This window comes from Pseudarthrobacter sp. CCNWLW217 (assembly GCF_037203985.1).
Lineage (GTDB): Bacteria > Actinomycetota > Actinomycetes > Actinomycetales > Micrococcaceae > Arthrobacter.
On sequence record NZ_JBBCBT010000023.1, the window covers coordinates 1 to 23,477 of the forward strand.

Genomic DNA, 23,477 nt, shown 5'->3' on the forward strand with positions numbered 1-23,477 from the left:
ACCGGAGGTCCTCACCCATGAGTCAGCGACTCCAGCGAGTCATCACATTCACCCAACCAACGTCCCTGGGCAGTACACCTAGTGACGCGGTTCGAGGACGAGCCTAAGCCCGAAGCCCACCAGGACCGTACCCGTGATGCGGTCGATGATCTTCACGCTTCGGGCGCCCTTGAGCCATCGTGATGCCAGTCCGACGCCGTAGATCAGGAACGTTGACCAGGCCAGGCCCAGGGCACAGTGGACTCCAGCAAGCAACACTCCCATGAGCAGGGGTGGGGTGCCGTCGGGGATGAACTGCGGGATCGTGGCAATGTAGAAGACCCCCACCTTGGGGTTGAGCAGGTTGGTTCCGGTCCCAGTGAGCCAGCCCTGGAACAGCTGGCGGCCCGGGGGTATCGGCGAGGAGAGGTCGGCCAACCCCGCCGCAGAGGCCGTGCCGCGGCTTTTCCACAGCAGGGACGCGCCGAGCCAGACCATGTACGCAGCGCCCGCGAGGGTGAGTGCGCGGTAGGCGAGTTCCGACGCCGCCACCAGCGCCGAGACGCCAACGGCTGCGGCGATTCCCCACACCATGGTGCCCGTGTTGATCCCCAGCGCCGTGGCAAACGCGAAGCTCCGCGACTTTGAGATGGAGGACCGGAGCACCAATGCGGTGTCGATGCCCGGAACCACGGTCAACAGACCAGCGACGACGGCGAACGAGAGGAGAGCCTGAACGAGATCCACCGTCCAAGGATAAGCCGCAGCCCGGGCACCCGCGCCGTCAGGCCACCTGCAGCTCGCTCATTGTCAGCGGACCGGCCAGGACAATCCGCACCGCCTCCGGGCCGGCGCCGTCCAACGCACCGCTGGCCAGCACCAGTGCCAGTTCGCCGTCGAACCCGGAATTAACGGTTGCCGCTGCGGAATCCGTCCACGTGCCCCCGCGCCCAGGCAACTGAACGGCCACCCTTCCGGGACCGGACGCCGTGAGCCGCAGCGCCACGCACTCAGGCGTGTTGCCTTGCCAGCCGCGGTAGACCGCCGTCGCACTTTCCTGCGGTGAGCAAGGCGCGACGGCGGTGCCAGCCAGCGGCGTCTCCGGCACCAGCGCGAGGTTGGAACATTCGTCAAAAAGCTCGGCGCGGATCCAGGCACCGCGCTGGCGCGGACCGCTTCCCTCACCGCTCACGGACAGCTCGACACCCAGAGGCAGGCAGTTGGCCGACGGACCGACCATCACTTCGTACGTCCCCGGCTCCACCAGCATCCGCCCGGCCGTGACGCTGAACGTGGCCAGCCGCTCCAGTGGCACCGGAATCCGCACGGTCCGGCGCTCGCCGGGTGCCAGCTCGACCCGGCGGTACGCCACCAGGAGTCGCCGCGGGAACTCGAAACGGTGCCCCGGGGAGGCAGCGTAGACCTGCACGAGCTCGTGCGCGGTCCGCGTGCCGGTGTTGCGCACCGCCACGTCGATACCGCCGTCCGATAGCGAGCCCGACAGCCCGTCGCCCGCCAGAACAGCGGATTCGTAGCTGACCGGGCTGTAGCTGAGGCCATGGCCCAGCGCGTACAGCGGCTCGGCGGTGCTGTACAGGTACGTGCTGTGGGAGGAGATGAGGTCGTAGTCCAGGATTCCTGGCAGGTCCTCGTCGCGCTGCCACCAGGTCTGGGCCAGCCGTCCGGTGGGCTCAAAATCGCCGCTGAGGATGTCCGCCAGGCCATTGCCCAGTTCCTGGCCGCCGTGCGAGGTCCACACAACGGCAGGAGTGTCAGCCAGCGGTCCCAGCGCGTAGGGGTAGGAGGAGACGATCACCAGGACGGTCCGGGGGTTCGCTTCCCGGACCAGCCGGATGAGTTCCTGCTCGGGCTCTGGCAGTGCCAGCGTGGCCCTGTCGATGGTTTCCCGGCCGCCCAGGTGCGGATCATTCCCTACTACTACGACGGCGACATCGGCCGCGGCGGCAGCCTCCCGGGCGGCCTGTTGACCGGAGCGGACGGTCCGCAGGGCGAAGCGGTCCGCTGCTTCTTCGGTCCCGGCGGACAGGGCTGCGCTTCCGGTGTGCGCCTCAATCCGGACCCATTTGCCGGTGCCGATGTGCTGGATGGACACCGTCCCGTCCACTCCCGGGTGCAGCCGGAACGTTTCCTGCACCACCCAGCCGCCCACCCTGGCCGCTGATGCGCTCAGGTAGTAGCCGTCGGCGGTTACGAACTTGTCAGTGACGGGGGACTGCAGGGTGCATTCGCCGTCGCCCCAGTCCTTGAGCAGGAACGCTTCGTCCGGCCCTGGCGCGGCAGCACCGGCAGTCAGGGAGGTTTTGGGGTTGCCGGCGCCGAGGTAGGTGCCGGTCCGGACGCACCGGAGGGAGACCAAATCTACGCCCGCTTCCGCCACCACGTCGCCGTACCGCGCGGACAGGCCTTCGAAGATGCTGACCTCATCCTGCAGGGTGCCGCTGTACCAGTCGCTGAGTACCGTGGAACCCAGGGCGCCAATCACGGCAACCTTTCCGGGATTCGGGCCAAGCGGAAGCAGGGGATCCGCCGTGACGGCAGCGGGTGCGTTCCGGAGCAATACCACCGACTTCCGGGCCGCTTCCCGGGCCAGCGCCACGTGGGCCGGATCACCCACGAGTTCAGGGCCGAGGGCGCCATATGGGCCGCCGTGGGGTTCGAATTCGCCGGTCCGTTCCCGCAGGGTGAGGAGTCGGAGGACGGCGCGGTCGATGTCCGCCTCGGTGATCAGCCCGCGGTCCAGAGCTTGGTGCAGGTGCCTGAGGGACGGCTCCGGGTTGTCGCTATCCTCGGTGAAGTTGTCCACCCCGGCGCGGAGGGCGGCCGCGTAGGCGGACGGGCCGTCGTCGAAATACTTCTCCGCGGTGTACAGCGAGGACGGGGCACCTGCGTCTGTGACGATGGCGATGTCCTCGCCGTTCCGCCACTGCCGCAGCTCGCCGGCCACCAGGTCCGAGACGTGGGCGGGCCGGCCGTTGACCAGGTTGTACGACAGCATGACGGCGCCGGCCACGCCGTCTTCGATGGGGCCGCGGTAGGCCGGAAGCTCGTATTCGTGCAGCACCCTCGCCCGCAGTTGACTGCTGGAAACGTTCCGGTCTGCCTCGTTGTTGTAGGCCAGGAAATGCTTCAGCGTGGGCACCGTCAGCCAGTAGCGTTCATGATCGCCTTTCAGCCCTGCACAGTACGCTCCGGCCAGTGCAGCGGTGAGGTGCGGATCCTCGGAGAAGCCTTCCTCGTTGCGGCCCCAGAGCGGGTGGCGCAGCGGGTTCACCACCGGAGCCCACACGTTGGTGCTCACGGTGGCGTCCACCGCCTTCTTGCCCCGGACCTCGCGCGCGACCGCGGTGCCCACCCGGCGGATCAGGTCCTCATCCCAGCTGGCAGCCAGGCCCACAGGCTGCGGAAACACCGTGGCGGGGCCCAGCCACGCAACTCCGTGTGCCGCCTCGGCTCCGGTGTGGAACCGGGCCAGGCCCAGGGATTCGACGGCGGGCGCGTGCTGGTGGAGCATGGCGATCTTCTGGTCACGGGAGAGCGAGTCCAGAAGACTTTGCGCCTTGGTGATGGCTGCGGTGGAGGCTGAAGCGGCAGGGGGCACGGTGGGTCCAATCGGCGGTGACTGTACGACGGGTTGTTTAAACGCTTCTACAAATGCATCGACATCCAGTGTGGCATCGCGCCCTGTGACACGCAACACGTTTGAGTCTTGCGGGTGAAATCGGGATGCTCTACGCTGATCGTTAATCGAAGCGATTCGACAAACTTCGAAATCATCGATGCAATATCCACCACAAAGGAGTGCTGATTATGCTTGGTCACCATGCGGATCCGACACGAAGCCGCCGTCCCCAGAAAACAGGTTCCACCCTCCTCGTCGAGGCCGGCTCCACCGGCGTCAACCGCCGTTCCTTCCTGGGCATCCTCAGCGGTGCCGTGTTCCTGGCCGCTGCGCCCGCGGCACTGACGGCTTGCGGAACCGGGGCGGCGGCTCCGCAGGCAACCACTTCCGGCGGCCTCGCCGAAACCGTGGCCAAACTGGTCCCGTCCTACATCCCGGTGGACCTGGTCAAGCCGGACATCCCGTCGGTCAACGGTTCGACGCCCGGCTTCACGTCCATTCCGAAGTCCCTGGTCAAATCAGTGGCCAGCACGCCCGGCTCCGGCGGGACCTACACCGCCATGGCCCCGGCGTGGTGGGCGGTCCCGCCCGCTTTGCCGGATAACACCTACTACAAGGCCGTCAATGAAAGGCTGGGCGCCACCATCAATTTCCAGGTCAACGACGGCAACGCCTACGCCGACAAGGTCCAGACGGTCCTCGCTTCGCCGAAGGATGTACCGGACTGGATGGTGATCCCCGCCTGGAACATGCCGCCACGCTTCGGCCAGGCCGCCACCAGCATCTTCACCGACCTCTCGCCGTTCCTGGCCGGCGACAAGGTCAAGAAGTACCCCAACCTGGCCAACATCCCCACGGCGGCCTGGAAGATGGGCTGCTTCGAAGGCGGACTGTATGGACTGCCCTACCCGGGCGCCCTGATCTCCGACGCCATCTTCTACCGGGCGGACCTCTTCGAGGAACTCGGCGTCGAACCGCCCACGTCCGCTGACGAATACCGCAGCGTCGCGAAGGAACTCACGGACGCTTCCAAGAACCGCTGGGGTTCAGAGGACATCTGGACGGGTGCGCAGATCATGCACGGGGTGGTCCCCAAGTGGAAAAAGGTGGACGGCAAGCTCCAGAACAAGTTCGAAACCGACGAATACCGCGCCGCCCTGGAATGGACCGCCAAGCTGTTCGCCGACGGCTCCGTCCACCCGGACGCAGTTGCCGGAAACTCGCAGCAGGCCAAGCAGCGCTTCGAATCCGGCGCCACCCTGATGACCTCGGACGGCATGGGCGGCTGGCACGAGGCGCTGGCACGCGTCCTGCCGTCCAACCCCAAGTTCAACATGCAGCCCATGGACTACTTCGCCCCGGACGGCGGCAAACCCACCCTGTTCCGGGCCCAGCCCGCGGCGATCTTCAGCTTCATCAAGAAGACGGACCCGGCCAAGGTCGAGGAGATGCTGGCGCTGGCCAACTTCATTGCCGCACCGTTCGGCACCGAGGAGAACGTCCTCATCAATAGCGGAGTCGAAGGCGTGCACTACACCCGCGACTCACAGGGTATTCCGCAGGCCACCGCCAAGGGGACCCAGGAAGTGACCAGCACCTACGCCTTCCTGGTCAACGCTCCGATCGTGAACTCCATGGTCCAGTACCCCGGCCTGGTCCAGTCCCAGTCCGAGTGGGAAGCCCGCCAGGCACCGAACGTCCAGGAGGACATCTTCTTCGGTATGCAGATCCAGGAACCGGCCAAGTTCGGCTCCCTTGGCAAGCCGTTCGAGGACCTGGCGAAGGACATCATCCGCGGCCGCAAGGGCATGCCCGACCTGGACAGCGCCATCGCCACCTGGAAGAGCAAGGGCGGCGACGAGCTACGCGACTTCTACGCCGGATTCCTGGCATAGGGGTGGCGGCGAACATGAGCACCGGTACAGAGAGCAGGGCCGCCGCCCTGACGCCGGCAAGGCCCGACGCCGGCACCTCCTCCCGGCTCGCGGCGCCGGTGACGCGTCCGATGTCGACACCCAGCACCCCGCCGGACGGCGGGCCGGGGGACGCGACCCTCCGCCCCCGCGCCAGCCTGAAGGTACGGTTCAACCGTGACCGTTCCCTGGTGTTCATGGCCTTGCCGGCCGTGATCCTGCTGGGCGTCTTCGCCTACCTGCCCATGCTGGGCAACGTGGTGGCCTTCCAGGACTATTCGCCGTTCGTTGGCATCCCGGACAGCCCCTGGGTGGGTATGGAGAACTTCAGCCGGGTGATGGCCGATCCGGAGTTCTGGCTCGCCGTCAAGAACACGCTGGTGATCACCGCATTCCAGCTGGTTTTCTTCTTCCCCATTCCCATCGCCTTGGCCATGCTGCTGAACTCCCTGGTCAACCCCCGGTTGCGGGCGGCCATCCAGGCCGTGGTGTACCTGCCGCACTTCTTTTCCTGGGTGCTGGTGGTCTCCGTCTTCCAGCAGATCTTCGGCGGCGCGGGGCTGCTCAACCAGTCGCTGCGCGCCAACGGCTGGCAGGCCATGGATGTGATGACCAACCCGGACACGTTCCTGTTCCTCATCACCTCCCAGGCGATCTGGAAGGACGCCGGCTGGGGCATCATCGTGTTCCTGGCGGCCCTCAGCGCGATCGATCCCGCCCAGTATGAGGCGGCGGCCGTGGACGGTGCCAACCGCTGGAAGCGTATGTGGCATGTGACCCTACCGGGGCTGCGGAGCGTCATTGTGCTGCTGCTGATCCTGCGGCTGGGCGACTCACTGACCGTGGGTTTCGAGCAGATGATCCTGCAGCGTGACGCCGTGGGTGCGGACGCCTCCGAGGTCCTGGACACGTTCGTCTACTACACGGGCGTGCAGAACGGTGACTGGAGCTACGCGGCGGCGGCCGGACTGATCAAGGGCCTGGTCAGCCTGGCCCTGATCCTGGCAGCAAACAAGGTGGCCCACATATTCGGCGAAAGCGGTGTGTATTCCAAATGAGCGCGACCACAACCAAACCACTTGCCTCCTCCAAATCGCTGCGGCTCCGGCCGGAACGGCCGGCCTGGGACGAAGAGCCGGGACGCCTGGCGAAAACCGTCAAGGCCGTGGTGCTCGCCGCCGTCGTCCTTGCTGTCCTGGGGCCGTTGTACACCATCGTGCTGACCAGCATCTCCTCGCAGGCCACCATCACACGCGCCGGCGGCCTGGTCCTGATTCCCGGCGAAATCACCCTCGCCGCCTACCAGCAGATCCTCAGCGGCGGCGTGGTCACCCGGGCCGTGCTGGTGTCCGTGGGCGTGACCGCCACCGGCACCCTGCTGAGCATGGTGGTGTCCGTGCTCTGTGCTTATGGCCTGTCCCGGCCGGGCTCCTTCGCGCACACCCCCATACTCTTCACCCTGCTGGTCACCATGTTCTTCAGCGCCGGCATCATCCCGGCCTACCTGCTGGTGTCCAGCCTGGGCCTGATCAACACCTACTGGGCGCTGATCCTGCCCAGCTGCATCTCCGTATTCAACATCATCATCCTGCGCGGGTTCTTCATGGGGATCGACAGGGGCATCCTGGACAGCGCCCGGATCGACGGGGCCAGTGAATGGCGCACGCTGACCCAGATTGTCCTGCCCATGTCCAAAGCCGTCACCGCCGTCATCGCCCTGTTCTACGGCGTGGGCTATTGGAACGCGTTCTTCAACGCCGTCCTCTACATCAACGACAGCGCCATGAACCCTCTCCAGGTGGTGCTGCGCTCCTACGTGCTGCAGGGCGTCTCGGTGCCAGGCCAGATCGACGTCGGCGACGGCGCCGCGGCTTCCCCCGCCCTGCAGATGGCCGTGATCGTCCTGGCCATGGTCCCCATCCTGCTGGTGTACCCGTTTGTGCAGAAGCACTTCACCAAGGGCGTGATGATCGGGGCGGTGAAGGGATGACCGGCGTGTGGCTACCCGGCCTGATGGGAGCCGGCTTGCTGTTACACGGCCTTAGCGGTTGTCTCGCCTTCCGCCAGGGTGGGCGCAATGAGCCGCAGCTCGGCTGGTTTGTCCAGGCTGAGCCGGTCCATCACCATCTCCACGGCCGCCCGGCCGATGTCCATCGCGGGAATGGAAACTGCGGTCCAGGGATGGGCCGCGGCCATGGCCACGTCCGCCGGTGCAATCACCGCGACCGAGATGTCCTCCGGGATGGACAGGCCGCGGACGCCAAGGTTCTCCCGCAGCATGGGGAGCAGGCCCTCGTTATGGACCAGGAGCGCGGTGATGCTTTCAGGCCCGGAGAACACCCGGTCCAACGCCTTCCCAAGGTCACGCGAGTTGGCTTCGCAGGCCTCGGCCACGTGGACGATTTCCGCGGCACGGCACGCATCCTGGAACCCATGCAGGGCCCGGTCAGCGTAGGTGGCATGCCGGCGCAAGGATGCTGGCGGGGAACCAATGAACGCGATGCCGCGGTGGCCCAGGTCCGCCAGGTGACGGACAGCGGTGCGGGACGCGGCGGCGAAGTCGAAGTCCACGCAGCTCAGGCCGCGCGGATCATCCGGCATCCCGATCAGCACGGCTGGTTTCTGCAGTTTGGCAAGCACCGGGATGCGCGGATCACGGGCCTCGATGTCCATCATGAGCAGCCCGTCCACCATGGACTGCGACGTCACGCGCTCGATGCTTCCGGCGTCGTCCTGGGTCAGCAGCAGCACATCCTGGTTAAACGTCCGGGCCGTGGTGACCACGGCGGTGACGAACTGCATGACGACGCCGACATTGACGTCCGCACGCAGGGGCACCACCAGGCCCAGCACGTTGGAACGGCTCGAGGCCAGCGCACGTGCGCTGGACCGCGGGCTGTAACGCAGCTTCCGCATGGCCGCTTCGACAGTTTCCCGGGTTTCCTTCGATATGGTCCGCTTCCCGCTCATCACGTAGGACACGGTGCTCGTGGAAACACCGGCCTCACGGGCCACATCATTGATCGTGGCCGCTGTTGAAGCCCTTCGATTGTCCATCCCCCTATTTAACCAAGGATTTCCATGTCTCCCAGCAGCCACAGCCTGAACAGCCTGACGGATCGAACCGGCTTGTTGTTCGGTGCTGACTACAACCCCGAGCAGTGGCCGGCCGACACCTGGCCGGAGGACATCCGGCTGATGCAGGAGGCTGGTATCAACCTGGTCACCGTGGGAGTGTTCAGCTGGGCCCTGCTGGAGCCCCGCCAAGGTGCCCGGAACTTCGGCTGGCTGGACCGGCTCCTGGATCTGCTGCACGAGGGCGGCATCCGCGTCTGCCTGGCAACGCCCACGGCATCGCCGCCGGCCTGGCTGGGCCGCGAGTATCCGGAAACCTTGCCCATGGACGCGGCCGGCAGCACGCTTTGGTACGGCTCGCGCAACCAGTTCAACCCGTCATCCGCCAAGTACCGGCAGGCCGCCGCTGCCATCACGGAGTCCCTGGCCCGGCGCTACGCGGGGCATCCCGCCCTCGCGATGTGGCACGTGGGAAACGAGCTCGGACAGGTGAGCTACGACGACGAAACCGCGCGCGCCTTCCGTGCCTGGCTGACCCGGCGCTACATCACGCTGGACGGACTCAACCGTGCCTGGGGTACTTCCTTTTGGAGCCAGAACTACGGCAGCTGGGACGAGATCCTGCCTCCGCGCAAAGCGCCGTACCTGATCAACCCCAGCCAAGCACTGGACTTCCAACGGTTCACCTCGGACCAGTTGCTGTCCCTGTTCTGTGCGGAGCGGGACATCATCCGCCGCTACGACACCGCCAGCCCGGTGACCACCAACCTGATGGGCTTCTTCCGCGGGGCGGACTACTTCGCCTTCGCGAACGAGACGGACGTCGTGGCCAATGACTGGTACACCGATCCGGCGGATCCGGAGTCGCACCGGTTTGGATCGCTGACCCACGACCTCTGCCGGGGACTCTCAGGCGGCACCCCGTGGCTCCTCATCGAGTCCGCCACCTCCGGGGTGAACTGGCGGGAGCACAACGTGCCGAAGCAGCCCGGCGAACTCCGGGTTGATGCCCTCTCTGCCGTCGCCCGGGGCGCCGATGGCGTCTGTTTCTTCCAGTTCCGCCAGTCCCGCTTCGGCGCCGAACGCTTCCACTCCGCGGTGGTGCCGCTCGCGGGCGAGCACACGCGCGTGTTCGGCGAGGCCGCGGCCCTGGGCAAGGACCTCCAAGCTTTGCGCCAGCTTGCCGGGACACCCTGCGCGGCCAAGATCGCGGTCCTGTTCGACTGGGACAGCTGGTGGGCCGCCGAATCACCGGACACTCCCACTAACCGGCTCCAGGTGCTGGAGCAGCTCCAGGCGTATTACGCGCCCCTGCACCGGAACGGCCTGGCCGTCGAAGTAGTCCATCCCTCGATGGACCTGGGCCGGTTTGAGCTGGTCCTGGCTCCCAGCCTGTTCCTGCTCAGCCAGGAGCACGCGGACGGGCTGGGCGCGTACGTCCAGGGCGGCGGCCACCTGGTGGTTGGGCCCTTCAGCGCAGTGGCGGACCGCAACGGCCACCTCGCTTCCGGCCGCTTCCCGGCGATACTCGCAGACCTGCTCGGCGTGGACGGCGAGGAATGGATCCCGCTTGGATCACCGGTGGGGATCCGGTTTGGGGAGGCACCCGCCGGGCAGGCCCGGACCTGGGCGGAAGACCTGGCACTGAACAGCAGCACCGCCGACGTGGTGGCGCACTTTGCCGAGGGCCGGCTGGAAGGCCGTCCCGTCGTCGTACATCACCAAACCGGTGCCGGGCACTCCTGGTATGTGGGGGCCGACCTTCCCCCGGAGGCACTGGAGCAGGTCGTGGCGGATGCGCTGGAGTCGGCGGGAATCCGGTATCCCCTGGCCGCGCCGTTGCCGGACCAGGTGGAGGCGGCAAGCCGCGGTGGGCACCTGTTCCTGCTGAACCATTCCGGTGAGCCGCAGGACGTCCGGCTCCGGTGGGCGTCCGTGGACCTGCTCGCCGGCGCAGCCCACGGCGACCAGCTCACCCTGCCGCCCTTCGGCGCGCTGGTGCTCAAGGAACCCGCATCCAACGAACTTCCCAACTTGAAGAACCCCCGAAACAGAGGAACAGCATGAAATTCACGGACGGCTACTGGCTCCACAAAAAGGGCCTCTCCGCACTCCACCCGCGGGACGTGTCCGATGTGGAGACCATAGGCGACAAACTCACCGTCTACGCACCCACGCAGAAGATCAGGTCCCGCGGCGACGCCCTGAACTGCCCGCAGCTGACCATCAGCTTCGAGTCGCCGTTACCGGACGTCATTGGTGTAACCATCGAACACTTCCAGGGCGGTGTGCAGAAGGGGCCGCACTTCGGGCTCAAGGAAGGCGGCGCGGACGTCAGCATCACCAACGACGGCGGCACCGCCACGTTCACCTCCGGCGGCCTCACCGCACACATCAGCACCTCGGGCGACTGGAACGTGGATTTCGTGGGGGATGGCCGGCTGCTGACAAGTTCGGTGCCCCGCAGCATCGGCGTCATCACCGACGACGACGGCCGGCACTTTGTGCACGAACAGCTGACACTCGGCGTGGGAACCAATGTCTACGGGCTGGGGGAGCGGTTTGGCCCGCTGGTGAAGAACGGGCAGTCGATTGACATCTGGAACGAGGACGGCGGCACCTCGAGCGACCTCGCCTATAAGAACGTGCCGTTCTTCATCACCAACGCGGGCTACGGCGTGTTCGTGAACCACCCGGAGCGGGTGTCGTACGAGATCGGGTCCGAGGTGGTGTCCCGCACGCAGTTCAGCGTTGAGGGCCAGCGGCTGCAGTACTTCGTGATCCACGGGCCCACCCCCAAGGACATCCTGCGCCGCTACACGGAGCTGACCGGCCGGCCGGCCCGGGTACCGGCCTGGTCCTACGGGCTGTGGCTGTCCACGTCCTTCACCACGGACTACGACGAGAAAACCGTGATGTCGTTCATCGACGGCATGGCTGAACGCAAGCTTCCGCTTTCTGTATTCCACTTTGACTGCCACTGGATGAGGGCGTTCCATTGGAGCGACTTTGTCTGGGACCCGGCCACCTTCCCGGACCCTGAAGGCATGCTGCGGCGCCTGCACGAGCGGGGCCTGAAGGTGTGTGTCTGGATCAACCCGTACATCGCCCAGCGCTCGCACTTGTTCCGGGAGGGTGAAGAGCGGGGCTACCTGGTCAAGCGGGCGGACGGCTCTGTGTGGCAGTGGGACATGTGGCAGGCGGGCATGGGCCTGGTGGATTTCACCAACCCGGACGCCGTGACCTGGTACCAGGACAAGCTGCGCACCCTGCTGAACCAGGGCGTGGATTCCTTCAAGACCGATTTCGGCGAGCGGATCCCCACGGACGTGGCCTGGCACGACGGCTCCGATCCGCAGAAAATGCACAACTATTACGCGCAGCTCTACAACCGAACGGTGTTCGACCTGCTCTCCAAGGAGCTCGGCGAAGGCCAGGCCGTGCTCTTTGCCCGCTCCGCTACCGCCGGAGGTCAGCAGCTTCCGGTGCACTGGGGTGGCGACTGCGAGTCCACGTTCTCCGCCATGTCCGAATCCCTCCGCGGCGGCCTGTCCCTGGCATCCTCAGGATTCGCGTTCTGGAGCCACGACATCGGCGGGTTCGAGGGGACTCCGGATCCCGAACTGTTCAAGCGGTGGATCGCGTTTGGGCTGCTGTCCTCCCATTCCCGGCTGCATGGCTCCAACTCCTACCGCGTGCCTTGGCTGGTGGACGATGAATCCAGCGACGTGCTCCGTCACTTCACCGGGCTGAAGATGCGGCTCATGCCTTACCTTCTGGCATCGGCCGAGGACGCGCACCAGACAGGATCACCCCTGATGCGGCCCATGTTCCTCGAATTCCCGCAGGACCCCGCCTGTGCCTACCTCGACCGGCAATACATGCTCGGATCGGACCTTCTGGTTGCACCGGTGATGGGCAAGGGCGGGTCCGTGGACTTCTACCTCCCTGCGGGAACCTGGACCCATCTGGAAAGCGGCGAGCAGCTGGCCGGCCCGCAGTGGCACCGCAAGGAATTCTCGGTGCTGGAGGCCGCGGTGTACGTCCGCGAGGGGGCGGTCTTGCCGATCGGAACCGTGACGGACCGGCCGGAGTACGACTGGGCCACGGACGTGGAGTTCCACGCCTTCGCCGCTGTTGAGGGCCAGCGAAGGACTGTGGTAGTTCCCAGGGCCGACGGCGGTTTTGCCCGGTTTGAGGTGACGGTGGAAGGCGGCCGGCCGGTCGCCGTCGCGCTCTGACATCCGGTGCCCGGGCGTCCATGTGTGGGCGGCCCGGGCACTCTTTTACCCGGATTCCGCGTCCCTTCCGCATCCAGTGCACAGCCTCTGGTCAGGGGCATCGGCGGTGCCTAAACTGGCAGGACCATCGTGCGGAGCCTGCCGCCTGTTGATGCCGTCTGTTGCCCCGCGCGGATCAGTCCAACCGAGGAAGCATCATGCGCCGAACAGTACAACGCCGTACCGCCATCGCGTTCATCGCCTTAATAGCACTGCTCACGCCGTCCCTGCCCGCCACCGCGGCGCCGCCTTCCGGCGTCATCGTGCTCGACGGCGCCAACTCCGCCGAGGGGATCGCCGCCGGCCGGGGAACCACCTTCTACGCCGGGGAACTGGCCACCGGCGACATCTTCCAGGGCGACATCCGCACCGGAATCGCCACGAAGATCATTGACGGTCCGGATGACCGAATGGCTGTAGGAATGAAGTTTGATGCCGGCAGCAATCTGCTGTTCGTAGCTGGTGGGGCTGGCGGCAATGCCTACGTTTACAACACCGCGACGCTGGAACTCGTAGCGGAGATCCCGCTCGCACCAGGCTTCATCAACGACGTCGCGCTCACCCCGGACGGGGCATGGTTCACGAATTCCGCCGCTGCCGAGCTGTACTTCGTTCCGGTCAGCCACCGCGGTGAACTGGGTGATGTTGTGACGCTTCCGCTGAGCGGTCCCGCGGCCGACGCAGGGGACCAGTTCAACCTCAACGGCATTGCCTCGGCCAAGGGCGGCCGGGTGCTGTTTGTGTCCCACTCGGGTAATGGGGAGATCTACACGGTCAACCCGGACACCGGCGCCAGCGCACTCGTTGAAGGGGTAAGCGTTCCAAACGTGGACGGCATCCTGGTCCAAGGCCAGCGTCTCTGGGCTGTCCAGAACTTCTCGGACCAGATCAGCCGGATCGACCTCGCCAATAATTTCTCGTCCGGCGTTGTCGAGGATGTCATCACCAGCACCAGTTTCAATACTCCAGCGACGGCTGCCCTGTTCGGCAACACGCTTGCGGCAGTGAACGCCCAGTTCCTGCTTCCGGACACCGAATATGAGGTGGTCCTGGTCCCGGCACGCCTGTAGGGCTGATTAGCCCCAACCGGCTGGCAGCAGGCGTCGTCAAGAATGGATTTCGTGACGTCTGCTGCCAGCCAGTTTTGGGTGTCCTGCCTGGATTGACCGGGCGCGCTAAATGGTTCGCGGGGCGTTAGCCAGGTTTTCCTTCAGCTCAGCCTCGGTCTGCCGGATCACGTAGGCCGGGCGGTCCCGCTCCACGCGCCAGCTCTCGGACAGCAGCCCGATGTTAACGGTGTCGAAGCCGAACTCGTCATATAGCCGGGTCACCAGTTCGGCGGCCTCGGGGTAGTCGCTGGCCGTGGCGAGGGCGCGGCGGTTTTCGGTTCCGGTAGGCGTGCCGTCCGTGGTGATGTCCTTGGCCATGATGTGGTTGAAGCCCTTGGCCACCTTGGATTCGGACAAGTGCTCCTGAAGCAGTCCGGAGGTGGTGGCCTCGCCGTTGTCCAGTGCGGGAATGTGCCCGTCCCGCTCCCAGTAGTAGTTGTTGGTGTCGATCACGATCTTGCCGGCCAGCGGCGCCACGGGAATGTCCCGGTAGTTCCTGAGCGGAACGGTGACGACGGCGAAATCACCTGCCGCCGCTGCCTCCGCCGGGGTCGCGGCCCGGGCTTTAGGGCCTAGTTCCGTTACCAGTTCCGTGAGGGTCTCCGGCCCGCGCGAGTTGCTGATGACCACGTCATAGCCGAGCGCCACCGCCTTGCGGGCAACCTGGCTTCCGATGTGTCCTGCTCCGATGATTCCGATTGTTGTCATGTCCGGGCCAACAGCGGTGCCCACGGAGATATTTCAGGCCCTTGGCGGGAATAATCCGGTGATGCCGTGAAACCTCAGACGAGGTCCGGGGCGCTGGCGACGATGTAGTCCGCGGCAGCGGGCCCGGTCATGTTCAGGTTGTTGTGTTCGGCAGTGATCCCATGGTCTTTGAGCGCCTTCCACAGGGAAGGCGGATCCTGGGGTTCAACGTGGTTGATCAGGCACCAGCTCGTATAAAGGCCATAGAGCTCATCGCGGCCCAATCCCGTTCCAGAGTCCCGCTGCGGCGTCACTGATTCAGCCAGGAAACGTTCAAAATGGGTGGCAGGCACAGTTGCTCACTTTCGGCGTTACGCGGGCGCCGTACTGCTTCAGCGCTGGAGCCCGTCGGGCAGGCGGGTCATGCTTCGACGCTAAGACAGTACCGGCCGCCGTGTCCAGTCATGGCGGCCGGGACTGTGGCAGGACTGCGGAATGAATGTGGTCCGCAGTCAGCCGGCCGCGGGCTGCAGCACCCCTGCGGCGGCCAGCCTGGCCGCGAATGCCGGCGCGGCGGCGTCGAGCTTTGACACTGCGAGCAGGCGTGCCTGCTCAGGATCGGAGCCCAGCACCGTGGGTGCGAAGCGGACATGGGTGGCATCCTGAATGCCCACGAAGTCCAGCCAGTCGGCGAAGAAGGTGCTGCTGAAGTCCCGGCCGAACGCCGGAGGAACGCCCGGCGCGTAGACCCCGCTGGTGTGGATGGCCACGGCCTGCCTGCCCGTCATGAGCCCGGTGTAGCCGGCCTGGGGATCGAAGCCGAAGCTCCAGCCCGGCTGGGTAACCACGTCGATCCACTGCTTGAGAACGTAGGGGATGCCGGAATTCCACATGGGGATGTTGAAGACATACGCGTCCGCGGCTGCGAACTGGTCGAACACCGCCCGGGCCTCGTCCCAGGCGCGCGTCTGCTCGCTGGTTTGCTGCTGCCCGGTGAAGATGGCCATCTTGGCGCCGGCGGCCGTGGTGCCGAACTCCGGGAGCGCACCGGAATCGAACAGATTCAGGGTCTCTACGCCGACGTCGCTGCCGGAGGACTCCCGGACGGAGTCGATGAACGTGCGGGCCAGCTTCAGCGAGCTGCTGTGGGAACCGCGGGGAGACGCATTGATATGGAGGAGGGTGGGCATGGGTGTCCTTTCGAAAGTGCCGGGATTGCTTAACTGATCTTCGCGGGCAGGCGGTGCCTTCGTAAGAAGGCACTTTGAAGTGCCTATGGCACCTGAACGTGCCTTGCCAGCGGGTCCGCAGCTAATCTGGTGCTTCACGCCGGAACACGATGGGGGACGTAGAGATGAGCCTCACGGCCGAACAGAAGCACCTGCAGCATCGGGCCACGTATAACGCCGCGCTGGAGCATTGCCCCGCCCGGCAACTCCTGGAGACCATCAGCAGCAAGTGGGTCACCCTGGTCCTGCTGGAACTCGCCGAAGGCCCGCGCCGGCATAGCGAACTGCGGCGCAGGGTTGCGGGGGCCAGCCAGAAGATGCTGACCTCCACGCTTCGTTCGCTCGAACGGGACGGCCTGGTGCTGCGCCACGTAACAGCCTCTGTCCCGGTCCGCACCGACTATGAACTGAGCCCGCTGGGCCGCTCGCTCCTTGGCGTGGTGTATGGGCTCAAGGACTGGGCCGAAGCTTCCATGCCCGCGGTGGAACTCGCCCGCCTCGAGCACGACCACCTGGCTGGCGAAACCCCAGGGCTACCTGAGGCCGCCCCCGGCAAGATCGAAACGAAACGGAACAATTTCTCCCATATTTGATCGTGAAGGCCTTGACCGACCTTCTCATGCCCTGATAAACCTTAGGGGCGGAAAGCGCTTTCTTTCCACTCCGAAACCTCCAGGGAAATCCGGAAGTGCTCGTTCGGCGTCGGAATGAAACGTTACAAAAACGACCGCGCGGCAGACTCAGCTGCCGCCAGCATCAAAGGAGATGTTCTTTGGCATACCCCGCGAAATATTCCCTACCCACGAGACCCAAAAAGATACGGAAAACGGCGCCCTTGGCTGCCGCAGCAACCCTGGCCGCAGCTGCCTTGGCCCTCACCGGTGTACCGCTGGCTCAGGCGGCTCCCACCCTCCCACCCCTGCCTGAACAGTCCGGGCTGAACGTGCAGAAGCGTCAGGTCGAAAGCCTGGACCGCGCCCCCGTAGCGGTCCTCACGGACCAGGGCGTCACCCTCAGCTGGCGGATGCTGGGCCTGGATCCTGACAGCATCGGCTTCCATGTAATCCGCGACGGCGTCCAGCTCACCGCGGACCCGGTCCGCAACAGCACCACCTACGTCGACCCTGCCGGAACGGCAACCTCGAAGTACGTCATCCGGGCGGTGGGAAACGGAGACGGACTGGATCAGGTCGTGACCGGGGAGTTCAGCCCGCTCGCCCAGAACTACCTCGCTATCAAGCTGGACAAGCCGGCGGACGGCGTCACGCCCGCCGGGGCGGCCTACACCTACACCGCCAACGATGCCACCGTGGCTGACCTGGACGGCGACGGCGCCTATGAGATCGTCCAGCTCTGGAACCCGTCCAACGCCAAGGACAACTCGCAGTCCGGCTACACCGGCAACGTGTACGTGGATGCCTACAAGATGGACGGAACCAAGCTCTGGCGCATCGATCTCGGCCGAAACATCCGTGCCGGGGCGCACTACACCCAGTTGCTGGCCTACGACTTTGACGGCGACGGCAAAGCTGAAGTCTCCCTGAAGACCGCCGACGGCACTCGCGACGGCGCCGGAACGGTCATCGGCGATCCGGCCGCGGATTACCGCAACAGCGCCGGTTACGTGCTCTCCGGCCCCGAGTTCCTGACCGTTTTCAAGGGCGAAACCGGCACCATCATGGACACCGTCGCCTACGATCCGCCGCGCGGCAACGTATCGGCTTGGGGGGACGGCTACGGCAACCGGGTGGACCGGTTCCTTGCAGGCGTGGCTTACCTCGACGGCGAACACCCCTCCATGATGTTCAGCCGTGGCTACTACACGCGCACGGTCCTGGTTACCTACGACCTGGTGGACGGCAAGCTGAAGCAGCGCTGGAAGTTCGATTCCGACGTCGCCGGCGCCGAGTACAAGGGCCAGGGCAACCACAACCTGTCTGTGGCCGACGTTGACCAGGATGGGAAGGACGAGTTCGTCTTCGGTTCCATGACCATCGACGACAACGGCGCGCCCCTCTACAACACCAAGCTGGGCCACGGCGACGCCATCCACACGTCAGATCTGGACCCGTCGCGGCCCGGACTGGAAACCTTCGCAGTGCACGAGAGCATGAGCCAGAGCGGCAACCGCGGAGCCACCTTCCGCGACGCCGCCACCGGCGAAGTCCTCTGGAGCATCCCGGCCATCAGGGACACGGGGCGTGGAGCCGCCGGCGACATTGATCCGCGGTACGCCGGGGCCGAAGGCTGGGCCGTGGGCGGCGACGCCTCCTGGAACTCCCCGCGGGGGCAGCTGATGTCAGCCAAGGGCGTGCTGATCGCGGAGAAAATCCCGGCCGCGAACTTCCTGGCCTGGTGGGACGGGGACCTGCTGCGCGAGATCGTGGACCATGACTTCGATGCCACTGCCGGTGTCGGCGTGCCCACCATCTCCAAGTGGAACTGGGAAACTGAATCCAGCGACCGGCTGTTGACGGCCACCGGCGCCCGCAGCAACAACCACACCAAGGGCAACCCGTCGCTGCAGGCAGACCTGCTGGGTGACTGGCGCGAGGAACTGGCCTTCCCGTCGTCGGACAGCACTGAACTGCGGATCTACACCACTACGGCTCCCACTGAAGTCCGTCTCCGCACGCTGATGCACGACCCGGTGTACCGTACGGCAGTGGCCCGTGAGAACGTGGCCTACAACCAGCCGCCGCACCCGGGTTTCTTCATCGGCGAAGGCATGAAAACCCCGGCGATGCCCGCCGTCACCTATGTAGGGGGCAGCGAGTAGCAGCCGTCAGCCCAAAAGCACCGCCCGCCTCCCTTGGGAAACGGGCGGTGCTTTTGCGCCTGGAACGCCCGACGGCGTGTGGCGGCTCGGGCAGGCAGGTTCAGAGCGATCCAAGGTTGGGATTGGGCGGGAGGAAGCGGTCGTCGCGGTCATGCCGGTGCTTCCGTTCCGAGGAGCTGTAGTTCTCGCCCTCGGCCGTTTCGTCCGACTCGCCCTCAAGATCCACCAGTCCGTTGGTTTGGTCGAACGGGTGCGCGAACCTGTTGAATTCGGGCCCTGCCGCACCCGTCCCGCCTTCCGCGGTTCCTGTCGCGGGGATGGACTTCCGCCACGCACCGGTGGCATGGCCCTCGTGTTCGATGAACTCCTTGAACTTTTTCAGGTCATGCTCCGCCTGCCGGGCCACCACGTGAAGCAGGTCGCCCACCTTTTCCACCATGCCCTCGGGCTGGTATTCCAAGGTGAGCGTCAGCTGGGTCTTGTTCCCGCCGGCATCCTGGAACTCCACGGCGCCTGAGTTGGTGGCACCTTCCGTGGACGCCCAGGCCACCCTGTGGTCCGGGATCTGTTCGATGATCCTGGCTTCCCACTGCCTGCGGACTCCGGCGATGTGCGCAACCCATCTCAGCCTGTCATCGCTGAGTTGGGTCACACTTTCCACACCGCCCATAAAATGGGGGAAGTCCTCAAACTGGGTCCACTGCTTGTATGCAGTGCCCACCGGTACCTCGACAACAATCCGTTTCTCCACTTTCGTGCCCACAACGTCTCCTTCGACTGGAACCGAATCTGATGAAGGTCCCGGGGGTCATCAGTAGGCTTAACATAGCGCCGTTGGAAGCCGTGAACCAGAGCCATGGATTGCCCCGCGGAGGCGCCCGTCAGTGCTGTCCGAGGCCTCCTCCTACGGGCGGAAGTCCGCCCGGGCGGTTGTCCTCTTCGCGACGTTCGCCTTCGCTGTACCGCTCACCTTCGGCTGTTTCGTCGGACTCGCCCTCGGTGTCCACCAGGCCGTTGGTTTGGTCGAACGCATGCCCGCTCCTGTCGTCCCCGAGATCGGCGAGCGAACCCGAGGAGGCGTCTGCCGCCGTCGTGCCCGCCGCGGGTGAGACGGGTGACATCGGTTCTGCCGGGATGGGTGTCACGGTGACTGGCTCTGCCGGAACGGCGTCCGGTGCGGTGACGTCGCGGGCCTCGTTGGCGTCCTTGTTCGTGCCCGCGCTCATGGCTGCGGCTGCGCCTGCGGCCGCCGCAACCCCTGCCGCTGCTGCCATTTTGCCGGAGAATCCTGCCTTGCCTGAATCGCCGCGGGAGGCCGCTGCGTCCTCCACGCCCGGGGTGCCCACAGCAGCGCCTTCGCCCACCGACCCCCGCCAGGCGCCGGATGCGTAGCCCTCGTCCTCGATGAATTCCTTGAACCTCTTCAGGTCGGCTTCGGCTTGGCGGTCAACCACGTGGAGCTTGTCGCCCACTTTTTCAACGAAACCCTCGGGGTCGTATTCCAGGGTCAGCCGCAGGGATGTTTGGCCGCCGCCGACGTCTTCGAATTCCACGGCGCCGGCGTTTGTGGCTCCTTCGGTGGCTGCCCAGGCAACCCTGCGGTCAGGGATCTGCTCCAGGATCTTTGCGGTCCACTGGCGCCGGACGCCCGCGATCTCGGCCACCCACTCCAGCCGGTCATCACTGAGCTGCTTAACGCTCTTGACGCCGCCCATGAAGTGGGGAAATTCCTCGAACTGCGTCCACTGGTTGTAGGCCGTGCTGACCGGTACGTTCACCAGAATGCGCTTTTCCACTTTCGTGCTCACAACGTCTCCTTCGATTGGAACCGGAGCTGATGAAAGAACAAAAAATTCATCAGCATGCTTACCATACCTTCCGGCGGAGCCCACGGCCAGACCCCAACTAGGTAGCAGCAGATGTCGTTATGAGGCGCCAAAACGACATCTGCTGCTACCTAGTTGGGATGGGACGACGGCGGGGGGCTGGGTTTGGTGCGGCGGGAAGTTGGGCGGAAGTATGACGGCGGGAGGCTGGGTTTGGTGCGCGGGGCCGGGTTGCTCAGCGGGGCAGGTGGTCGCCGATCAGTGCCAGGTTCTGGATCACTGCCAGGCCGAACTGGGAGGCGTCGTTGGTGGAGACTGTGGGTGCTTCGTCCACCGGGAGCAGCACGTGCGGCGGCGCGATGGTCTGAAGGGTAAAGGCGTTCTCGTGGTTGAGATGCTCGCCGCCTTCGGCGAAGCTCTCCCAGGCCCGGGCCGCCAGGTCCGGGTCACGGAGCCGGGCGGCTGCGTAGGCGCTGAGCCTGCTGTGGGCCTGCGTCAGGTAGATTCCGGGCAGCGGCTGCCCCACGGCGTCGATCTGTTCCTCCTCGGTGGCCAGGAACAGCCGGCAGTACTGCAGCCACGCCCGCTCGAAGGCCGCGTCCGGGACCAGGTCCACCAGTTCGCTGCAGATTTCCACCAGCCCGAACACCGCTGAAAGGTGGGAGACCTGGATCCTTTCCCGGCCGGCGTCGAACCTTCCCTGATCCAGGTCGTAGAGGGCCTCGCCCGTGAGGAATCCGTACTTCAGGGCGCCGATATCCGCCATGGTGCCCAGCAGCCGGTCGCGGGAGCGGGGATTCCCGGTGCGCTCCCAGTCGGTGAGCCACGTGGCCGCCAGCGAACCCCAATCCGTGCCCAGCCCCACGCCCAGGGCATTCCGGTCCGGCCGGTAGGTGTCGGCGTCGGGCCTGACTTTGCGGACCGGGTCCAACCCCAGGAAGTTCTGGTCGCTGTCCACCAGTTCGGATAACAGGTCCCCGGTCCGTTCGTCCGCCGTCAGGTAGTAGTAGAACCGGCGGTAGGCGGGCGTGCTGATGCGCAGCTGCTTGGCGCTGCAGCCCCAGTGCTGGACATTGTGGCGGGAGCCAAGGCCCTTCCACGGGCCGAGGTGGTAGACGTCCACCTCGCCGGTGTGCCTGGTCATGGCTTCGGCGAAGCGGAAGACCTCTGCCCGGCCAGAACGCAGGTACGAATACCAGAGCCACAGGTCCGGGGAGAGCTCCGAGTTGTCCCAGGCATAGCCGCCGACGTCGTACCGCCACACGTGCCGGTCGAAGTCGTAGGTGTGCATGACGTCCCCGTAGTTCCAGAAGCCGTACCAGCGGCGCTGCTCCACCTGGCCGGCGTAGAAGTCGAAGAGGAAGTCCAGCCTGTCCTCAAGCTCGGCCCGCGCCGGAGTGCTGCGGTCCACCGGGGCCCAATCACCGAAGACCCGCGCTGAGTGGAGGTATTCCGGGGTGGCCTGGAGCAGCGCAGGCACGGAGGCGGCCCGTGCATCGGCGGCGAGGCTTTCCGTGGCTGGCGTGGAGCCGTAGGCAAACAGAGTTAACTCATGTGTGCGGGCAATGCCGGTGGGGTTGCCGAAGCCGGGTTCATAGTCCTCGTACGTAATTTCCAGGCCTTCGAGCTGTTCCTCGAAGGTGTCCTGGCCCAGGCCGTCGTGATAGAAACGCAGGTCCATCGGCTGGGCCTCCGGGGAGTACAGCCAGGCCGTCAGCGACGCGCCGTCCGTGGCGGCGTTCCGGATGTCCAGCTGTCCCGGGTGCGACTGCCAGAAGTCACGGATCCCCACGCCCAGTCCACCTCGCGTATCGCTCAGGGAGCAGAAGCCCGCCGCCCTGGTTCCGCCGGAAATGCCCACCCACGCATGGCCCGCCGCGGTGCGTTTGCGCAGCTCGAAGCCGTCGGCACTTAGCTGGCTGAGCGTGAAGTCGTTCCAGGCGGGAATGAGGTGCAGCCTGCCCGAGACCTCCTCGTTCCATTCGGCCAGGGGAGGGGTGGGGCGGCCCGCCAGCTGCGCCCGGCGTACGTCCTCGCCGGGATCGCGACGGAGGCCGGTCAGCCCGCGCACGGCTTCGGCCAGGAAGCCGCCGTCCGCGCCGGCGATCCGGATGTGCCGGTCATGGAGTTCGCTCTGGAGCGGCACGGTAAAGCGCACGCCGAGCCCGGCGAGGAAGTCCTGCTCGGCGTCGCCGTCCCAGATGAACGAGTGGACCATCCGAACGCTCCGCGCCCCCGCGTAAAAGTAGAACCGAACCACGAACGGCAGCCAGTCCCGTTTGTCGCTCGTGGGCGAGTCCGGCCGGTGCATACCTTCAAGCCGCACCACTGCGCGGACGGGGCCGCTTTGTTCAAGCACGACGGCGGTGACCTCGCCGGTGAATCCCTCCCGGCTGACTGAGCCGGCGCCGTCCGCGATGCCGTCCTGGCGCAGGCTGACCAGGCGTCCGTCGGAAGCCACTGTGGTTCCGCCGCGGGAGAGTGAGCTGAATAGGGTGGAACCGCTGCGCTTGATGACCATTTCCAGCGTGCCTGTGGACACCGCGATGCTGTCATTGCGCTCCGCGACGGTGACCCCCGGTGAGGTGCCCGCGGCCGGTGCGGTGCCGGCGTCGTGCGTCACTTCGTACTCCCGGGACGGGGAATCCGTGGCCGGCAGGGCAATGCCCGCCCACTTGAGTGAGCCATCAGGCCACGCGGCCAGCGGCCAGGCCTGGCTGGCTACCGGCTGCCCGAAGGAGTCCCGGACCGCCACAGCATCGGCGCTGGCCACCGTTCCGCGGGCGAACGGCATGCCCCACGTGGTTCCGCCGCTGAGTTCCAGGGGTGCTTCGCCGTCGAGCCACCCGACAGTGGTGTTTACAGTCATCATGTCCAATTCCGCTGGGAAGCCGCTCCTGGCACGCGCCTCGATGCGACGTGGGAAAGCGGTTTCTTGTATCGATTCAACCTAACTGGAA

17 protein-coding genes are annotated in these 23,477 nt (G+C 65.8%); 8 read left to right on the top strand and 9 right to left on the bottom strand.

The window, feature by feature from the left end; translation table 11 throughout:
• Nucleotides 1–78: 78 nt before the first annotated feature.
• Nucleotides 79–726, bottom strand: coding sequence for a LysE family translocator (locus V9L18_RS20205; RefSeq protein ID WP_337348938.1), 648 nt, complete (start codon nucleotides 724–726; stop codon nucleotides 79–81).
• Nucleotides 727–763: 37 nt separating this feature from the next.
• A complete protein-coding gene (locus V9L18_RS20210; protein ID WP_337348939.1) occupies nucleotides 764–3,598 on the bottom strand; it encodes a glycoside hydrolase family 3 C-terminal domain-containing protein in 2,835 nt (944 codons plus the stop codon).
• Nucleotides 3,599–3,807: 209 nt separating this feature from the next.
• Between V9L18_RS20210 and V9L18_RS20215 the strand changes: the two genes are divergently transcribed.
• Genes V9L18_RS20215 through V9L18_RS20225 form a run of 3 tightly spaced genes read left to right on the top strand, consistent with a single transcriptional unit; the run spans nucleotide 3,808 to nucleotide 7,522 of the window.
• The gene (locus V9L18_RS20215) at nucleotides 3,808–5,514 is read left to right on the top strand and encodes an extracellular solute-binding protein (RefSeq protein ID WP_337348940.1); all 1,707 of its coding nucleotides are present in this window, start codon (nucleotides 3,808–3,810) and stop codon (nucleotides 5,512–5,514) included.
• 14 nt (nucleotides 5,515–5,528) lie between these two features.
• A complete protein-coding gene (locus V9L18_RS20220; protein ID WP_337348941.1) occupies nucleotides 5,529–6,590 on the top strand; it encodes an ABC transporter permease in 1,062 nt (353 codons plus the stop codon).
• Complete coding sequence (locus tag V9L18_RS20225) at nucleotides 6,587–7,522, top strand: carbohydrate ABC transporter permease (protein ID WP_337348942.1); 936 nt, start codon at nucleotides 6,587–6,589, stop codon at nucleotides 7,520–7,522. The genes V9L18_RS20220 and V9L18_RS20225 overlap by 4 nt, the downstream gene beginning before the upstream one ends.
• A 41-nt stretch (nucleotides 7,523–7,563) precedes the next feature.
• On the opposite strand, the gene V9L18_RS20230 is transcribed toward V9L18_RS20225, so the two are convergent.
• A complete protein-coding gene (locus V9L18_RS20230) occupies nucleotides 7,564–8,589 on the bottom strand; it encodes a LacI family DNA-binding transcriptional regulator (protein ID WP_337348943.1) in 1,026 nt (341 codons plus the stop codon).
• 24 nt (nucleotides 8,590–8,613) lie between these two features.
• On the opposite strand from V9L18_RS20230, the gene V9L18_RS20235 reads away from it, so the two are divergent.
• The 3 genes from V9L18_RS20235 (at nucleotide 8,614) to V9L18_RS20245 (ending at nucleotide 13,957) form a co-directional block, all read left to right on the top strand.
• The gene (locus tag V9L18_RS20235; RefSeq protein ID WP_337348944.1) at nucleotides 8,614–10,674 is read left to right on the top strand and encodes a beta-galactosidase; all 2,061 of its coding nucleotides are present in this window, start codon (nucleotides 8,614–8,616) and stop codon (nucleotides 10,672–10,674) included.
• Nucleotides 10,671–12,848 (top strand): alpha-xylosidase, encoded by a 2,178-nt coding sequence (gene yicI / locus V9L18_RS20240; RefSeq protein WP_337348945.1) that lies wholly within the window; start codon nucleotides 10,671–10,673, stop codon nucleotides 12,846–12,848. The genes V9L18_RS20235 and yicI overlap by 4 nt, the downstream gene beginning before the upstream one ends.
• A 197-nt stretch (nucleotides 12,849–13,045) precedes the next feature.
• Nucleotides 13,046–13,957: a hypothetical protein gene (locus V9L18_RS20245; RefSeq protein ID WP_337348946.1), complete on the top strand. Its 912-nt coding sequence runs from the start codon at nucleotides 13,046–13,048 to the stop codon at nucleotides 13,955–13,957.
• A 105-nt stretch (nucleotides 13,958–14,062) separates the two neighbouring features.
• On the opposite strand, the gene V9L18_RS20250 is transcribed toward V9L18_RS20245, so the two are convergent.
• The 3 genes from V9L18_RS20250 to V9L18_RS20260 form a co-directional block, all read right to left on the bottom strand.
• Nucleotides 14,063–14,704, bottom strand: coding sequence for an NADPH-dependent F420 reductase (locus V9L18_RS20250; RefSeq protein ID WP_337348969.1), 642 nt, complete (start codon nucleotides 14,702–14,704; stop codon nucleotides 14,063–14,065).
• Nucleotides 14,705–14,778: 74 nt separating this feature from the next.
• Entirely contained in the window at nucleotides 14,779–15,036 is a 258-nt protein-coding gene (locus V9L18_RS20255) for a hypothetical protein (RefSeq protein ID WP_337348947.1), read from the bottom strand.
• Between the two features lie 159 nt (nucleotides 15,037–15,195).
• Nucleotides 15,196–15,873, bottom strand: coding sequence for an FMN-dependent NADH-azoreductase (locus tag V9L18_RS20260; protein WP_337348948.1), 678 nt, complete (start codon nucleotides 15,871–15,873; stop codon nucleotides 15,196–15,198).
• Nucleotides 15,874–16,037: 164 nt separating this feature from the next.
• Here V9L18_RS20260 and V9L18_RS20265 point away from each other — a divergent pair, with 164 nt between their 5' ends.
• Together V9L18_RS20265 and V9L18_RS20270 are read left to right on the top strand one after the other, a co-directional pair.
• Nucleotides 16,038–16,505 carry a winged helix-turn-helix transcriptional regulator gene (locus V9L18_RS20265; RefSeq protein ID WP_337348949.1) on the top strand — a complete coding sequence of 156 codons (468 nt, stop codon included), beginning with the start codon at nucleotides 16,038–16,040 and terminating at the stop codon, nucleotides 16,503–16,505.
• 179 nt (nucleotides 16,506–16,684) lie between these two features.
• Nucleotides 16,685–18,691, top strand: coding sequence for a rhamnogalacturonan lyase (locus tag V9L18_RS20270; RefSeq protein WP_337348950.1), 2,007 nt, complete (start codon nucleotides 16,685–16,687; stop codon nucleotides 18,689–18,691).
• A gap of 100 nt (nucleotides 18,692–18,791) precedes the next feature.
• Here V9L18_RS20270 and V9L18_RS20275 read toward each other — a convergent pair whose 3' ends face one another.
• The 3 genes from V9L18_RS20275 to V9L18_RS20285 all read right to left on the bottom strand — a co-directional run bounded on the left by V9L18_RS20275 (nucleotide 18,792) and on the right by V9L18_RS20285 (nucleotide 23,389).
• Nucleotides 18,792–19,454 carry an SRPBCC family protein gene (locus V9L18_RS20275; protein WP_337348951.1) on the bottom strand — a complete coding sequence of 221 codons (663 nt, stop codon included), beginning with the start codon at nucleotides 19,452–19,454 and terminating at the stop codon, nucleotides 18,792–18,794.
• 118 nt (nucleotides 19,455–19,572) lie between these two features.
• On the bottom strand, nucleotides 19,573–20,499 hold the full coding sequence (locus V9L18_RS20280; RefSeq protein ID WP_337348952.1) for an SRPBCC family protein: 927 nt from the start codon (nucleotides 20,497–20,499) through the stop codon (nucleotides 19,573–19,575).
• A gap of 253 nt (nucleotides 20,500–20,752) precedes the next feature.
• Entirely contained in the window at nucleotides 20,753–23,389 is a 2,637-nt protein-coding gene (locus V9L18_RS20285) for an exo-rhamnogalacturonan lyase family protein (RefSeq protein WP_337348953.1), read from the bottom strand.
• Nucleotides 23,390–23,477 lie beyond the last annotated feature (88 nt).

Bases quoted from the DNA above. Each gene is read 5' to 3' on its own strand.
- V9L18_RS20250 (WP_337348969.1), bottom strand. From the start codon at position 14,704: ATGACAACAATCGGAATCATCGGAGCAGGACACATCGGAAGCCAGGTT.
- V9L18_RS20225 (WP_337348942.1), top strand. From the start codon at position 6,587: ATGAGCGCGACCACAACCAAACCACTTGCCTCCTCCAAATCGCTGCGG.
- V9L18_RS20235 (WP_337348944.1), top strand. From the start codon at position 8,614: ATGTCTCCCAGCAGCCACAGCCTGAACAGCCTGACGGATCGAACCGGC.
- V9L18_RS20265 (WP_337348949.1), top strand. From the start codon at position 16,038: ATGAGCCTCACGGCCGAACAGAAGCACCTGCAGCATCGGGCCACGTAT.
- V9L18_RS20230 (WP_337348943.1), bottom strand. From the start codon at position 8,589: ATGGACAATCGAAGGGCTTCAACAGCGGCCACGATCAATGATGTGGCC.
- V9L18_RS20285 (WP_337348953.1), bottom strand. From the start codon at position 23,389: ATGATGACTGTAAACACCACTGTCGGGTGGCTCGACGGCGAAGCACCC.
- V9L18_RS20260 (WP_337348948.1), bottom strand. From the start codon at position 15,873: ATGCCCACCCTCCTCCATATCAATGCGTCTCCCCGCGGTTCCCACAGC.
- V9L18_RS20215 (WP_337348940.1), top strand. From the start codon at position 3,808: ATGCTTGGTCACCATGCGGATCCGACACGAAGCCGCCGTCCCCAGAAA.
- V9L18_RS20220 (WP_337348941.1), top strand. From the start codon at position 5,529: ATGAGCACCGGTACAGAGAGCAGGGCCGCCGCCCTGACGCCGGCAAGG.
- yicI (WP_337348945.1), top strand. From the start codon at position 10,671: ATGAAATTCACGGACGGCTACTGGCTCCACAAAAAGGGCCTCTCCGCA.
- V9L18_RS20245 (WP_337348946.1), top strand. From the start codon at position 13,046: ATGCGCCGAACAGTACAACGCCGTACCGCCATCGCGTTCATCGCCTTA.